At 67.9% G+C, this 14878-nt stretch carries 14 protein-coding genes; all 14 read right to left on the reverse strand.

The genetic code is table 11. The features are described 5' to 3' along the window. Positions 1 to 139: 139 nt before the first annotated feature. A complete protein-coding gene (locus tag MYMAC_RS18845; protein WP_239988878.1) occupies positions 140 to 2647 on the reverse strand; it encodes a WD40 repeat domain-containing protein in 2508 nt (835 codons plus the stop codon). Positions 2648 to 2780: 133 nt separating this feature from the next. Next, complete coding sequence (locus MYMAC_RS18850; protein WP_002639616.1) at positions 2781 to 4493, reverse strand: 30S ribosomal protein S1; 1713 nt, start codon at positions 4491 to 4493, stop codon at positions 2781 to 2783. 439 nt (positions 4494 to 4932) lie between these two features. Next, entirely contained in the window at positions 4933 to 6078 is a 1146-nt protein-coding gene (locus MYMAC_RS18855) for an acyl-CoA dehydrogenase family protein (RefSeq protein WP_095959074.1), read from the reverse strand. A gap of 10 nt (positions 6079 to 6088) precedes the next feature. Continuing rightward, positions 6089 to 6523, reverse strand: a complete 435-nt coding sequence (locus tag MYMAC_RS18860; protein WP_095959075.1) for an AgmX/PglI C-terminal domain-containing protein — start codon at positions 6521 to 6523, stop codon at positions 6089 to 6091. A gap of 5 nt (positions 6524 to 6528) precedes the next feature. Continuing rightward, positions 6529 to 7671 carry an acyl-CoA dehydrogenase gene (locus MYMAC_RS18865; protein WP_095959076.1) on the reverse strand — a complete coding sequence of 381 codons (1143 nt, stop codon included), beginning with the start codon at positions 7669 to 7671 and terminating at the stop codon, positions 6529 to 6531. A gap of 74 nt (positions 7672 to 7745) precedes the next feature. Continuing rightward, positions 7746 to 8375: a hypothetical protein gene (locus MYMAC_RS18870; RefSeq protein WP_095959077.1), complete on the reverse strand. Its 630-nt coding sequence runs from the start codon at positions 8373 to 8375 to the stop codon at positions 7746 to 7748. Between the two features lie 4 nt (positions 8376 to 8379). Then, positions 8380 to 9156, reverse strand: a complete 777-nt coding sequence (locus MYMAC_RS18875; protein WP_095959078.1) for an enoyl-CoA hydratase/isomerase family protein — start codon at positions 9154 to 9156, stop codon at positions 8380 to 8382. 43 nt (positions 9157 to 9199) lie between these two features. Then, a complete protein-coding gene (locus MYMAC_RS18880) occupies positions 9200 to 10048 on the reverse strand; it encodes a 3-hydroxyacyl-CoA dehydrogenase family protein (RefSeq protein WP_095959079.1) in 849 nt (282 codons plus the stop codon). Between the two features lie 76 nt (positions 10049 to 10124). Next, positions 10125 to 10532: a hypothetical protein gene (locus tag MYMAC_RS18885; protein ID WP_095959080.1), complete on the reverse strand. Its 408-nt coding sequence runs from the start codon at positions 10530 to 10532 to the stop codon at positions 10125 to 10127. Between the two features lie 2 nt (positions 10533 to 10534). Next, positions 10535 to 11038, reverse strand: a complete 504-nt coding sequence (locus MYMAC_RS18890; protein ID WP_095959081.1) for a hypothetical protein — start codon at positions 11036 to 11038, stop codon at positions 10535 to 10537. 16 nt (positions 11039 to 11054) lie between these two features. After that, the gene (gene apbC, locus MYMAC_RS18895) at positions 11055 to 12140 is read right to left on the reverse strand and encodes an iron-sulfur cluster carrier protein ApbC (protein ID WP_095959082.1); all 1086 of its coding nucleotides are present in this window, start codon (positions 12138 to 12140) and stop codon (positions 11055 to 11057) included. A gap of 216 nt (positions 12141 to 12356) precedes the next feature. Then, positions 12357 to 12959, reverse strand: a complete 603-nt coding sequence (locus MYMAC_RS18900) for a hypothetical protein (RefSeq protein ID WP_095959083.1) — start codon at positions 12957 to 12959, stop codon at positions 12357 to 12359. Between the two features lie 107 nt (positions 12960 to 13066). Then, the gene (locus MYMAC_RS18905; RefSeq protein WP_095959084.1) at positions 13067 to 13552 is read right to left on the reverse strand and encodes a hypothetical protein; all 486 of its coding nucleotides are present in this window, start codon (positions 13550 to 13552) and stop codon (positions 13067 to 13069) included. Then, positions 13549 to 14865: an AAA family ATPase gene (locus MYMAC_RS18910; protein ID WP_095959085.1), complete on the reverse strand. Its 1317-nt coding sequence runs from the start codon at positions 14863 to 14865 to the stop codon at positions 13549 to 13551. The genes MYMAC_RS18905 and MYMAC_RS18910 overlap by 4 nt, the downstream gene beginning before the upstream one ends. Between the last annotated feature and the right edge of the window lie 13 nt (positions 14866 to 14878).

The raw sequence follows: 14878 nt of genomic DNA on the forward strand, positions 1-14878 counted from the left end.
GTTTCAAGCATCCTTGCTCGCCACGCGGACGTGAGCGTCCACTGTGCACGACGCAACGCGCCAGCCCTCGTAACCACCCGAAGTCACGAGGGCCGGCGCCGCGCTTGTCAGGCCTCTTTCCGCCCGACCGGTCGGATGGTCAACGCCGGGTGCGCCAGGTGACCAGCGCGGTGTCCGCTCCACCCGTGGTGAGGGCCTGTCCATCCGGACGCCACGAGACGCCCATGACGGCGCCTTCATGCGCGCCGACCACGGAGGACTGGAGGTGGCGGTCCTCACGCAGCTCCCACTGGAAGACGAGCTCCGCCCAGCCGCCGCCGGCGAAGCGCTTCCCTTCCGGGCTCCACGCCAGGGTCCGCTGCTCGGTGGTGTTCGCCGCCTCCGCGACGAGGTTGCCCGTCGCCAGGTCCAGGACGGACACGCCCAGGCGGTCACTGCACGCCACCTGCGTCCCCTCCGGGCTGAGCGCGGCGGCGGACAGCCTCTCCCTCGGGCCCTCCACGCGTTGGCGCGCCCCCGTCTCCGGGCTCCAGAAGTCCCAGGTCGCGTCGTCATGGACGATGACCAACCCCAGGGCGCTCCACCCCAGCGCGACGACCGGGGCGTCCGTCCGCGGGATGTAGAGCAGCTCCGCCCCCGTCCTGATGTCCCAGACCTGCACGCCGGTCTGCCTGCCGGTGAGGATGGGATGGGCCCCCGCGACGGCCAGGTACCCTTCTCCACCAGCCGCGTGCAGCGCGACGAATTCGACGCGAGGCGTCCGCTCCGGGGCCAGCGGCGTCATCTGGAACGGCCCGCTGACCCGGACGCCTGCCGCGGGCTCCCAGATGCTGGCCCGGCCGTCCGCGCCGCCCGTCGCGAGCCAGGCGCCGCCAGCGTCCCAGCCGAGCGCGAGCACCTCCTGGCCGCCATGCCCGTCCAGCGTCGTCTGGGCCTGGCCGGAGGCGTTCCAGAGCCGGACCTTGCCGTCGCCTCCCGCCGACGCCACGGTGTGCTCTCCTGGCGCCCAGGCGATGGCATTCACGGCCTTCGCGTGGGTCAGCAGCTCGCGCCGGTGGGCCCGCGGGGACTGCGCCTCCACGCTGAAGAGGGACACCGCCGCCGGAAGCTCCTCCACCGCGACGAACGACTCCCCATGGGGGTGGAAACGCACGGCGCCGTAGCCCGTCCCGTTCAGCGGGTCCGCCGGGGGCTCGGAGGCCTCCGCGACGACGGCGCCGGTGGCGACATCGAGGACGACCAGGTTGCGGATCCGGTCCGACACCACGACCCAGTCCTTCGTCCGGCTCCAATCCAGCCGGGAGGACACGCTCCACGTTCCCGGCCAGGACGCCTCCTGCGCCTGGCTCGCCGTCCCGTACACCCGGACGTTCCGGTAGCTGCCCACCGCGTAGCGGGCGCCGTCCGGGCTCCAGGCAAAGCTCTCCGCGTTGTCCACCACGAGGGGCGGGCCCACGGCGTCCAGCGTGTGGAGCTCCACCTGCCCCTCCTGCACCTCCAGCGCGATGCGCAGCCCATCCGGGCTCCAGTGCAGCTCCTGGACGGTGCGCGTGGCGCCCAGCGGGGGCCGGCTCTCCGTCCCCGTGGTGGCGTCCCAGAAGCGCACCTCCGCCCCGCCCGTGGCGATGTTGTGGACGGTGGCGAGCTCAGCGCCGTTCGGCAGCCAGGCCAGCTTCGCCACCGCGCCCGTGTGGGCCTTCCACGTCCGGTAGGGCTCCTCCGTGCCCGGGGAGAACAGGCTCACTCGCCCATCCGCGAGCCCCACGGCCAGGTCGTCGACCCGCGAGCCCCAGGCCACCGAGCGCAGGGCCGCGCTCTTCATGCGAAGCTCCTGGGACAGGCGTCCCTGGCTCACGTTCCAGACGCGCACCACGCCCTGCATGCCCATGGGGTCCAGCACGGCGAGCAGCGTGCCACCGGGCCCCCAGGCCGCGTCACTGGGGCGCCAGGCGCTGGACTGCCGCCACTCGGCGGCGAGCTCCACCTTCGGCGCGAACCTCGCGGTGCAGCGCCGGTCGGATTCAATCAACATGACGTTGGGGATCGGCTCGGCGCCACAGCCCAGCCACCCCACGAAGCGCCACCCCGCCGCGGGCTCCACGTCCAGCGCGACGTGGGTCCCCAGGTTGAAGCGCGCCCTGCACGTGCCCGTGCAGCCCTCGAACCCCGCGGGGGTGCTCCTCACCTGCCCCAGCCCCAGGACGTCCAGCGTGAGCTCCCGCTTCCCGTCATCCGCGGGCGGCGGGGCTTGCACGGCGAAGCCCGCATGCTCGGACCAGCCGCCCAACTGGCCGTGCGTGTCGACCGCGCGGCAGCGGGCCGAGAACTCGCCCACCGTCTGGAAGGTCGTCGTCACGTCCGCGGCCGTGCCGCTGGGCACGCGCTGGGACACGCCCGTGTCGGCCTTCGCGCGCCCCCAGTCGAACACGTAGGTCAGCGCGTCGCCGTCCGGATCCTCGGCGACGCAGCGGAAGGTCCCCGCCACTCCCGAAGTGAACGCCGCGGCGGGCCGCTCGATGCGCGCCGTGCCCGGCGGCTTCGACGTGCGCCCATCGCCGCCCTCATCAGAACAACCCAACACCGCGCTCATCGCGAGCACGCAGGCCATCCGGGCACGGGTGCCCCGGATAAAAGAACGAACAAACATGGAATGTGTCCCCGCGCGCTCGGCCCCGAAGCGCGTAGGGCCCTGCATAGCAGGGGACCTCCTGGAACGGCAACGGCCGGGCCCCCCTTCAGGAACCCGGCCGTCTCGCCGTGTTGGCGCGTGCGGCTGAAGACTACTTCTTCAGCTTGCTCGCCATCACGTCGCCGAGGCGCGCCTTCGAGCCTTCCGCCTGCTTGCGGAGGTACTCGCGGTAGTCCTCGCCCTCGCCGATCAGCGCCTTCATCGACAGCGCGACCTTCCGGTCCGGGGTGTTGATGTCGATGATCTTCACCTCGACATCCTGCGCCTCCTGCACCACGTCACGCGGGTTCTCGACACGCTCCTCCTTCAGCTCGGAGACGTGGACGAGGCCCTCGATGCCCGGCTCGATCTCCACGAACGCGCCGAAGTCGGTGACCTTGGTGACCTTGCCCTTCACGCGGCTGCCCACGGGCAGGCGCTCGGACAGCGTCTCCCAGGGGTCCGGCTGGAGCTGCTTGATGCCCAGGCTGAAGCGCTCGTTCTCGACGTCGATGTTGAGCACCACCGCCTCGACCTCGTCGCCCTTCTTGAACATCTCGCCCGGGTGCTTGATGCGCACCGTCCAGGAGATGTCGGAGACGTGCACCAGGCCGTCCACGCCCTCCTCGACGCCGACGAACACGCCGAAGTCGGTGACGTTGCGGATCTGACCCTTGATGACGGAGCCGATCGGGTACTTGTCCTCGAGCAGCGTCCAGGGGTTCTGCTCGATCTGCTTCATGCCCAGCGCGATGCGCTTGGCCTTCGGATCGATGTCCAGGACGACGGCCTCCACCTCCTGGCCGACCTCCAGGATCTTGGACGGGTGCTTGAGGCGCTTGGTCCAGGACATCTCGGACACGTGCACCAGACCCTCGACGCCCTGCTCGATCTCGATGAACGCGCCGTAGTCGGTGATGGACACGACCTTGCCGCGCACGCGCGTGCCGACCGGGTACTTCTCGTCGGCGCGGTGCCACGGGTCCTCCTGGATCTGCTTCAGGCCCAGGCTGACGCGCTCCTGCGTCGGGTCGAACTTGAGGACGACGACGCGGACCTCGTCACCCACGTTGAACATCTCGCTCGGGTGACCGATGCGGCCCCACGACATGTCCGTGATGTGGAGCAGACCGTCGATACCGCCCAGGTCGATGAACGCACCGTAGTCGGTGAGGTTCTTGACCACGCCCTTGAGGACGGCACCCTCCTTGAGGTTCTTGAGGGTCTCCTTCTTCATCTCCTCGCGCTGCTTCTCGAGGAGCACGCGGCGGGAGAGGACGATGTTGCCGCGCTTCTTGTTGAACTTGATGACCTTGAACTCGAATTCCTTCGAGATGTACTGGTCAAGGTTCCGCACGGGGCGGATGTCAACCTGCGAGCCGGGCAGGAACGCCTTCACGCCGATGTCGACGGACAGGCCGCCCTTCACGCGACCGACGATGGTGCCCTTGACGATCTCGTCGCGCTCGCAGGCGGCGCTGATCTCGTCCCAGATGCGCATCTTGTCGGCCTTCTCCTTGGAGAGGACGACCATGCCGGTGTCGTTCTCGCGGCTCTCCAGGAGGACCTCGACGGGGTCACCGGCCTGAACCGAGACCTCTCCGCGAGGGTTGGTGAACTCGGAGATCGGGACCTGTCCCTCGGACTTGTAGCCGATGTCGACAATCGCGAAGTCCTTCGTCACCTGGACCACGGTGCCCTTGACGATCTCCCCTTCCTTCAGGATGCCGTCACCACCGCGCTCCTTGAGCGAGGCCTCGAACATTGCGGCAAAGTCTTCGTCGCCGCCGTCCATCCCGACCTGCTGGTTCACGTTCTGCTGCATGAAATGGAAGTCCTTTGAAACCGGTACAACTGCCCCCTGATGGTGGTTTTTCCGTCGCGGCCTGCGGGGAGCAGCGGGCCAGGACGTTCGTCCTCCTCATTGAGGACTTGATTTGATGGAAGCCGCGCACCCTAGACACCGGTGATTCCGGTAGTCAAGCGAGCTCGTGCCCCCTGTGCTGTTGAGTGGATGTCCTACCCCGGAAAAGTCAATGCTCCGGTTCGGCGTCCGCCCTGCTGGAATCCAGGCGGGAGGGCGTGGAAACCCGGCCGTGCGGACCCTGGCTCCTAGTTAAGAACGCCTGCCCCGCCGTGCAGCCCCGCCCCGGAGGACGCCCACCCCCAGCTTGGGGGCCGAACAAGCGGACAAGGGCCCGGAATTCCAGGGGGCGCACCGGGCCACCTCCAACCGCTGGCGGCCCCGGGCCTCTTCCCGGCCCTCAGGCCAGGAGCTTGAAGCTCTCGCGGGCAATCACCATCCGCTGCACCTCGCTGGTGCCCTCATAGATGGTCTGCACGCGGGCGTCGCGGAAGTACCGCTCCACCGGGAACTCGTCGATGTAGCCGTAGCCGCCGTGAATCTGTACGGCCTTGTCGGCCACCTTGTTGCTCATCTCGCTGGCGAACAGCTTCGCCATGGAGGCCTCGCGGGAGAACGGCTGTCCCTTCTCCTTCATGGTCGCCGCGCGCAGCGTCAGCAGCTCCGCCGCGTCCAACTGCGTCTTCATGTCCGCCAGCATGAAGCGCGGCCCCTGGAATTCGGCGATGGGCTGACCGAAGGCCTCGCGCTCCTTCGCGTAGGCCACGGCGGCCTCGAGCGCCGCGCGGCCCACCCCGCAGGCCTGCGCCGCGATGCCAATGCGCCCGCCGTCCAGGGCCACCATCGCCAGCCTGAAGCCCTGCCCTTCCGCCCCCAGCAGGTTCTCCGCGGGGATCTCGCAGTCCTCGAACGTGAGCGACACCGTGTTCGAGGAGCGCAGGCCCATCTTGTCCTCGTGCTTGCCGATGATGAGCCCCTTCGTCCCGCCCTCGACGATGAAGCACGACAGGCCCTTGTTGCCGGTGTTGGCCGTGCGCGCCCACACCACCATCACCCCCGCGTGCGCGCCGGAGGTGATCCACTGCTTGCTGCCGTTGAGGACCCACGTGTCCCCGCGCCGCACCGCAGTGGTGCGCAGCGCGCCCGGGTCGGAGCCGGCGTGGGGCTCGGACAGCGCGAACGAGCCCGCGATAGCCTCTCCGGAGGCCAGGCGCGTCACGTACTTCTCCCGCTGCGCCTCCGTGCCAAACGCGTTGATGAGCTCGCCGCACATGTTGGTGACGGCCATTGCCACCGACGTGGACGCGTCCGCCGCGGCCATCTCCATCATCGCCAGCGCGTACGCCACGACGCCGGCCTCCGAGCCGCCGTAGCGGGCCGGGAGATTCACCCCCAGCAGGCCCAGCTCGCCCAGCTGCTTGAAGAGGTCCGTGGGGAAGCGCTCCTCGCGGTCCAGGGTCCGGGCCAGGGGCGCCACGCGCTCCCGGGCGAACTTGCGCGCGGTGTCGCGGATGAGGGTCTGCGTCTCGGTGAGCTCGAGGTTCACGGGGGCTGTCCTACTCGATGGCCTTGAGGTTGAACGGATACTCGATGGGGTGGTCCGCGCCGTCCGGAGGCTTGGGGAAGGTCATGGACGACAGGACGGCCTCCACACAGTCGTGAAGGTTGGGGTCCTTCAGCGTGCTGGCCTTCCTCACCACCTTGGCGTCCTTCACCAGCCCGTTGGCGTCGATGGTGAAGGTCGTCATCAGCCGGCCCTGCACCGTCGCGTCCTTCTCCGCCATGTAGTCCTCGTAGCACTCCTGGATGCGGCGCTGGTGGTGCTGGACGACCTGGCGGATGGAGTCCGGGGTGAAGGGCAGCCGCTCGACGTCCGGCCCGTCGCGCTTCGCGGGGACGGGTTTGCCGCCCGTGGGGGCCTTCTGGGGGGCGCCCTGCGCGAGCGCCACCGCCGAGGCCAGGACAACTGCGGAGAGAAGCGCTCGCGTCATGACGGTTACTCCCTCAGCAGGTTGGCGGCGATGACGATGCGCTGGATCTCGCTCGTCCCTTCGTAGATCTCCGTGATGCGCGCGTCGCGCACGTGGCGCTCCACGTCCATCTCCTTGCTGTAGCCCATGCCGCCGTGCACCTGCAGGGCCTTGTTCGCCACGCGGCTGGCCATCTCGCTGGCGTACAGCTTGGCCATGGCGCTCTCCGCGCTGTGGCGCACGCCCTTGTCCTTCTGGAGGGCCGCCCGCCACACCAGCAGGCGGGCCGCGTCGATCTCCGTGGCCATGTCGGCGATCATGAACTGGATGGCCTGGTGCTCGCGGATGGGCTTGCCAAAGGACTTGCGCTCACCGGAGTAGCGCACCGCCTCCTCGTACGCCGCGCGCGCGATGCCCAGCGCCTGGGACGCGATGCCGATGCGGCCGCCGTCCAGCGTGCTCATGGCGATCTTGAAGCCCTCGCCCTCCTTGCCCAGCATGTACTTGGCCGGCACGCGCATGTCCTCGAAGAACATGGAGCAGGACCAGGCGGCGCTGATGCCCATCTTCTTGTCCGGCTCGGCGCGGATGAACCCCGGGGTGTCCGTGGGGACCAGGAACGCGGTGATGCCCTTGTGGCCCGCTTCCTTGTTGGTCATCGTCATCAGGACGATGGCGTCCGCCTTGGGGCCGTTGGTGATCCAGTTCTTCGAGCCGTTGATGACGTACTCGTCACCCTTGCGCACGGCGACCGTCTTCTGCGCGGCGGCGTCGCTGCCGGCCTCGGGCTCCGTGAGGCCGAAGCAGCCCAGCTTCTGGCCGCTGGCGAAGGGGGCCAGGAACTGCTCCTTCTGCGCGTCCGTGCCGAACTTCATGACGGGGTCGCAGTAGAGCGAGTTGTTCACGCTCATGATGACGCCGGTGGAGGCACAGCCGCGGCTGATCTCCTCCATGGCGATGGCGTAACAGACGTTGTCCAACCCGGCGCCGCCGTGCTGCTCGGGGACGGCCACGCCCAGCAGGGCCAGCTCGGCGAGCTTCTTCACGGCGTCCGTGGGCCAGGCGTGGTGCTCATCCCACTTGCGGGCGTTGGGGGTCAGCTCCTTGGCCGCGAACTCGCGGGTCATCCGCTGGATTTCGCGCTGGATGTCGGTCAACTCGAAGTTCATGGAACCTCCATAATATGAGGGGCTTCCCTCTGGAACAGCGAAGACGCGGCGCGCGCGCGGAAGCGCGCCGTGGACTACCGGTGAGACACCGTCCGGTCGCCTGAGACCCGGGATTCCCCGGGACTACCCAGGAACATGTTGAGGGGCACCGTGACGTCGAGGCTGACGTCCAGCCGGTTCCCCTCCCCCGTCCATGCCCGCCGCGCGACCACGGACAGGGTCCACGGCACCGTGTGGCGGTGCCGCTCGATGAAGTCATAGGACAACCCCAGCCCGGCCACGCCCCCCGAGCCGTCCCGCCCCCACAACCCCGCGCCTTCGGCCAACAGTCCGAAGCGCGCTGCGTCGGGAAACGCATACACCCGTGCCCCGGCGAGCATCCGGAAGGCCTTCGTTCCCAGCCGGAGCTGCGGCTCCAGGAACGGCGACACCACCAGCGTGGGCCCCGGCACGTCCAGCGGCGGCAGGGCCCACGGATGGAGGGGCCAGGACAACACCCAGCCCTCCCGGGCCTGGGGCCCCCACTCGTAGCGGACGTCGGGGAGGAGCGGCTCCAGGAAGCAGCCCGTGTAGATGCACAGGGTGCGTTTCCAGGACACCAGGACGGGGGCCCGGCCGTCCTCCGCCCCATCGTCCTCCGAGGCCCGGGCCGGCGCGGCGGCCAGGAGACACACCAGCACTCCCCCGGCCGCGAGCCCCTTCACCGCGCTACTTCCCGGTGAAGGTCGCGGTGCGCTTCTCCAGGAAGGCCTTCATGCCCTCGCGCTGGTCGGCGGAGCCGAACAGGTCTCCGAAGGCCTTGCGCTCGAGCTCGTTGGCGGCGCGCAGGTCCTGGTCGGCGCCGGCCTCGATGACCTGCTTGGCCTTGGCGATGGCCAGCGGGCTGTTCTTGAGCATCTTCTCCGCCACCGCGCGGCAGTGCGCCAGCAGGCCCTCCGCGGGGAAGACCTCCAGCACCATGCCAAGCTCCTTCGCCTTGGCCGCGTCGATGCGGTCGCCGGTGAAGATGAGCTCCTTGGCGCGGGCGCGGCCCACCACGCGGGTGAGGCGCTGGGTGCCGCCGAAGCCGGGGATGACGCCCAGGCCCACCTCCGGCAGGCCGAGCTTCGCCTTCTCGGAGGCGTAGATGAAGTCACACGCCAGGGCCAGCTCGGAGCCGCCGCCCAGCGCGAAGCCGTTCACCGCCGCGATGGTGGGGATGGGCAGGGCCTCCAGCGCGGCCATGACCCGGTGCCCCAGGGCGCCGAACTCCTGGGCCTGCGCGTCGGTGAGCGCGGCCATCTCCGCGATGTCCGCGCCCGCGACGAAGGCCTTCTCGCCGCCGCCGGTGACGATGAGGACGCGCACGTCCGCGGGCAGCGACTTCAGCGCGGACTCGAGCTCCTGCAGCGTCTTCGTGTTGAGGGCGTTGAGCGCCTTGGGACGGTCGATGAAGAGGGTCGCGATGGCGCCCTCCTGCTCCAGCCGGATGTTCTCGTAGGCCATGTTCGAGGCTCCTGGGGTGGGAGTGGGTAACCGCGCGGGGCGCTCAGTACTTGTAGAAGCCGCGGCCGTTCTTCTTGCCGTACCAGCCGGCCTCCACGTACTGCCGCAGCAGGGGGCTGGGGCGGTACTTGGGGTCCCCCAGGCCCTTGTGGAGCACCTCGGCGATGTAGAGGACGGTGTCCAGGCCGATGAAGTCCGCGAGCTGGAGCGGGCCCATGGGCTGGTTGGTGCCCAGCTTCATCGCGGTGTCGATGTCCTCCACGGAGCCCAGGCCCTCCATGACGGCGAAGCAGGCCTCGTTGAGCATGGGGATGAGGATGCGGTTGACGATGAAGCCCGGGTAGTCCTTGGACACCACGGTCGTCTTGCCCATCTTCTCCGCCAGGGCGCGCGTGGTGTTGTACGTCTCATCGGACGTGGCGGCGCCGCGGATGATCTCCACGAGCTGCATCACCGGCACCGGGTTCATGAAGTGCATGCCGATGACGGACTCGGGGCGCTTCGTGTACGCGGCGATGCGGGTGATGGGGATGGACGACGTGTTGGTGGCGAGCACGCCGCCCGGGCGGACCACCTCAGCCAGGTCCAGGAAGATGCCGCGCTTGAGGCCCTCGCTCTCCGTCACGGCCTCCACGCCGAAGTCCACGTCCTTGACGTCGGTCACCTTGTTCGCGGTGTGGAGGTTGGCCTCGGCGGCTTGCTGCTTCGCCGCGTCCAGCTTGCCCTTCTCCACCAGCTTCTTCAGCCCGCCGCGGATGCGGTCGGCGCCCTTGGCGAGCCCCTCCTTGGAGACGTCCACCAGCGTGACGCGGAGGCCCGCGACCAGCGCCACCTGCGCGATGCCCGCGCCCATCTGCCCTGCCCCGACGACGACAATGTGTTCCGTTGCCATGGCGTGTACGCACCTCTTGGGTCGGAAAGAGTGAAGAACGGCGTGCGGGCGGCCTTAGCCCACACCCCCGGAGCGGTCAACGAACTGCGGCGGGCAACTGGAGCTGCTGGACGATGTAGCGGTCCTCGCCCGCCACGAGCAGCGTCTCCAGTCGCACACGGGCGTCGCTGCCCTCACGTTTCACGAAGAGCGCCGCGTCCCAGGTGCCCTCGGGCAGGTCCACCTTGTAGTTCAGCTCCGGCGGTGGCCCGGATGGGAAGAAGCGCTCCTCGCGCTTGAGGAGCTGGCCTTCCTGGTCGGAGATCTGCAGGTCCACGGCGCGCACGGAGGCCCAGCCCGGTCCGGACAACTGGAACGCGAGGTCGCGCTCGGGCGTGCCCGTCACCTGCCAGAGGTAGAGGCCCAGGCCCGCGAGCAGCAACAGCGGCAGCCGCTTCGCCAGCGCGCTCTTGCGTTCATCCCGGCGCGGCGCCGACGCGTCCACCGTTACTCCTTCTTGGTGCGCTTGGCGCCGGGGCGCTTCGCGTTGAGCTCGGAGATGACCACGCTGGGCGTGGCGGACCGGCGGGAGGTCTTCGCGGGGGCCTCGGGCTCGGAGGGCTTCTCCTCCTTCTCCGGAGGCACCAGGCGGATCTGCGCCTTGATCTCCACCGTCATGCCGGACATGAGCTTGAGGAACTCGTCGCGCAGCTTCTCCGACTGGAGGAAGCGGCGGAGCTCCTCGGTGACGGCGCGCGTCACCTCGTCCTTGGTCTTCTCGGCCTGGCCCAGGATGAAGCCCAGGGCCTCCTTGGGGAGCTTGAGCTGGCCGGCGAGGTTGCGGATGCCCTCCTCGGTCATGAAGAGGGCACCCAGGCCGGCCACGGCCATGCGGCGGACGAACTCCGGAACGAAGCCCGCGGGCCCGTTGGAGCCACTGCCTCGGCCCTGCCGTTCGTCATCGTCGAGCAGCGGGTCGGGCGGGAAATCGTCGTTGCCGGCCGGGGCCATGATGTCTCCTCGGTGGTTAGCGGGCCTGCATCACCGGCAGCGGCATGCTCTTGGCGCTCTGGGCGGACACGCGCCCCGCGACGTTCCGCGCGACGTCCTGGAAGGCCTTGGCCTCCGGGCTGTCCTTGGCGCCCACGACCACCGGGACGCCGGAGTCTCCAGACACCCGCACCTTCAGGTCCAGCGGGATTTCGCCGAGGAATGGAATCCCGAACATCTGCGCGGCCTTCTGGCCGCCGCCGTGGTTGAAGATGGGCGTGGCGTGCGAGCAGTTCGGGCAGACGAACTGGCTCATGTTCTCCACGATGCCCAGCACGGGGATGTGGACCTTGTCGAACATCTGCTTGGCGCGCACCACGTCGGCCAGCGCCACGTCCTGCGGCGTGGTGACGAGCACGGCGCCCGCGGCGCGGACGGACTGGGACAGCGTGAGGGCCACGTCGCCAGTGCCGGGAGGCAGGTCGAGGACGAGGTAGTCCAGCTCGCCCCAGTTCACGTCCCGGACGAGCTGCATCAGCGCGCCGTGGAGCATGGGGCCGCGCCAGATGAGCGCCTGGTCCGCCTCCACGAGGAAGCCGATGGACATCACCTTGAGGCCGTGGGCCTCCAGCGGGTTGAGCGACTTGCCGTCCGGGCTGACGGGGCGCTTGTCGCCCAGGCCCGTCATCAGGGGGACGGAGGGGCCGTAGAAGTCCGCGTCGAGCAGGCCCACCTTGGCGCCGTGCTGGGCCAGGGCGGTGGCGAGGTTGACGGCGACGGTGGACTTGCCCACCCCGCCCTTCCCCGCGCCCACGAGGATGATGTTCTTCACCTTGGGGAGCAGCGCGCCGCCGGGCATGCCGCCACCAGCCGCGCGGACCTGGGCGCCCCACTCGATGTCGAAGGACTTGAGGCCGGGGACGGCCTTGAGCGCGGCCTCGGCGTCGGCCTGGATCTTCCCCTTCATGGGGCAGGCGGGCGTGGTGAGCTCGATCTTGAGTTTCGCGGTGTCGCCGCTGACGCGGATGTCCTTCACCATTCCCGCCTTCACGAGGTCGACGTGGAGTTCGGGATCCATCACCTTCGACATCGCGCTGAGGATGTCGGCCTGGGTAACGCTCATCAGGACACCTGAAACCTTTTGGAAAACGGGCGGTTGTAAGCCGCCAACGGGCGCGGAATCTGCCAGCCCGGGGGGGGCTGTCAACGTCGTTTAACGGGGCTGTACGCGTAGCGCACCCTGTAGGTCCCAGGCCCGGTTGCTGAGTGTCGGCCCGCTGAACGGGCCTATCAGCACGGCTGGTGCGGGCCCCTGCCGGAAGGACGAGGGCCCGGTGCGCTACTCGATTGCCGCGATGCGGTACTCGCCGTCCTCGAGGACGAGCCGGACGGCGCGCTCGTCGCCCAGGGGGAACACGGCTTCGCCCGCGCCCACGCGGACGTGCGTGTTGAGCGCAAGTTTCGCGCGGCGGAGGCGCTCCTTGGCGAGGGGCTCACGCTCGAAGTCCTCGCGGAGGCGTTCGGGTGTGTAGCGCGCACGAAGAGGACCGGCGAGCTGGCCCCAGGCGGCCTTCCATTCTCGGCCTTCTACGTTGTCAATGAAGCGGCGGAGCGCGGCGCGGGGCACATCGGCGGGCCGGGCTTCGACGACGCGCCACCCTTCGGGCGTCTGGGCGACCGTCAGCGAAGGTGCCCGCGCTTCGAGCAAGGACGCACCGACGCGGACATCCGCAGCCCTGGCGCTCCGGGCCTCCGGATCAGCGTAGCGCTCCAGGAACGCGACCTCGTCATCCGGGCCACCAGCGGTCAGCGCGTAGGCTTCCTGGACACGCCCCTCCTCGAGCGCACGGGCGTAAGCCTCCGCGACGGAGGTGGGCTCGCGCGACGTGGTCGCACAGCCTGTCAGAAAGACGCAGGCGGCCAGGGTACGACTCGTGAACATCCCGGGAGGATAGCCGCATGGGCGCTCCTGCCCAACGGGCCTTCATCAGACAGGACTCACCCGCCTGTCGTCGAGGGAGCCACGGCTGAAGGGCCTGGTTGAACTCCTCACATCGTGGGCAGTCTGTCGAACCGATGAAGTTGCTGATCGAGCGACCAGATATAGACCCGACGTCCCGGATTGAGATCACACTGCCTCATCCACTCCTTCTGAATGGTCAAGTCGCCCAGACCACTGCCCTTTCCCTTGGCATCCGAGCGCATCGCCCAGTCCGGAAACTCGACGAGCCAAGTCGCAAGTTCCTTGGCTTGGAAAAACGGCGTGGGGCGAAACGGCAGGTCTCCCTTGAGCGCCTCGGTCACGAACTTCACAAAGGCTGTAGCCGCCTTTCGTCTGGCCTGGCCCTGCATCGAACACTGGCCGATGTGGTTCCCAGTTTCTAAAATCGAGGTCATCGGAAGCAACAGAGTGTCGCCCGCCTTGATTTTGTCCTTCAACTGATTCTGAAACCCGCGGGCATTCGAACTCAACTTGGGAACCGCAAGGATTTCACAGAGGATACTGGTGTCGAGCAGCACCACGTTCTCGCTCATGTCTCCTCACCCGAGTGCTGAAGGAATTCGAAGAACTCCTGGGTTCGTTGGAGTGCCTGTTCGGCGTCCGGGGGGGTCTTGAGGAAGCGATCGAGAATTCCTTGGGTGACGAGCCTCCCGATCGGGCCTTGTGCCACTAGATCCGGGTAACGCTCCAGATCTTGCAACCGCATCAATCGACTGTCGCCTTGCTCTGGATCTCGGTAGCAAGCCACGACATCCGGAATAGACTCCACTGGAATCGCGTCGAGGAGCGCTGGATTATGGGTGGTCAGGAGCACGCGCAACGCACGCTGCTTCGCCACCGCCTGGATGCGGTCGAGCAGGCTCTCAGCACGGCTCGGATGGACGCCGTTGTCAATCTCTTCAATGACTACCATGGCGCCCTCGGGAACCGACAAGAGCGCTGCGGCGACCGCAAGAACACGAAGTGTGCCGTCGGAGAGCAGCGCGGCATCCGTCTCACGCTCTTCTGTTCCAAACGACTCGGTCAGTTTCACCATCACTTCCCCTCGAGGTCCATCCAGGAAGCCTATGTCGAGGATGTCCTGCTCTGGTAGCGAGCGGACGAACTCCAGGACCTGCTCTTTTCCCTCCGAAGAGGCACAGAGTTCATGAAGCACCGCAGAGACGTTTGCACCATCTCCCCGCAGGATTCGCTCCACGAGAAAACTGTACTCGCGCATCCGCCCCGGAACCGGATCTAAGAAGAGAACAGCCTCAAGCGAGCGCCTGAGCCGCTCGGCTGCGACAGGGATTTCCTTCTGAGAACGTGCGTGCGTGCTTCCGAATCGCGCGGGCGTCGTCAACTGGGTAAAAACCGCCTGCTGGTCAATGCAAGTGACCCGTGGCTTCTTCCCGCCTCGAGCGAAGTTGTTGTAGGCAACCTGGATTTCGTTGCTGTACTCCGTCGCGGGCTTCTCAATTTGGTACAGCGAAGCCCCAGTATCGCCGCCCCACATCCACAACTTTTCATCGACGATCCGCATGCCTAGGCTATCGACCTCCAGCTTCATCTGGAGTTGAAGATCTGGCCCCGAATCGTCGGAGATCATGCAATCGTAGCCGAAGGATACCGCTTCACCATGGGTGAGATTGAGCGGTGTGCCTCGCACGGAGAGTTCTCGATCCTTGAGGACCATCACCAAATCGCTCAACCGGCGCCCTTTGGCAATCCAAGCCAGCAGTTGAATCGCCTCGATGAGGTTGCTCTTTCCAGACGCATTGGCTCCGATGAGCACCGTCAACTCGGCGAGCGGAAGCGTTGCGGACCTGTAGCTCTTGAAGTTCTCGAGGGTAATGCTTTGGAGCATGACGGTCTGTCCG

Origin of the sequence: Corallococcus macrosporus DSM 14697, assembly GCF_002305895.1 — a bacterium.
GTDB lineage: Bacteria > Myxococcota > Myxococcia > Myxococcales > Myxococcaceae > Myxococcus > Myxococcus macrosporus.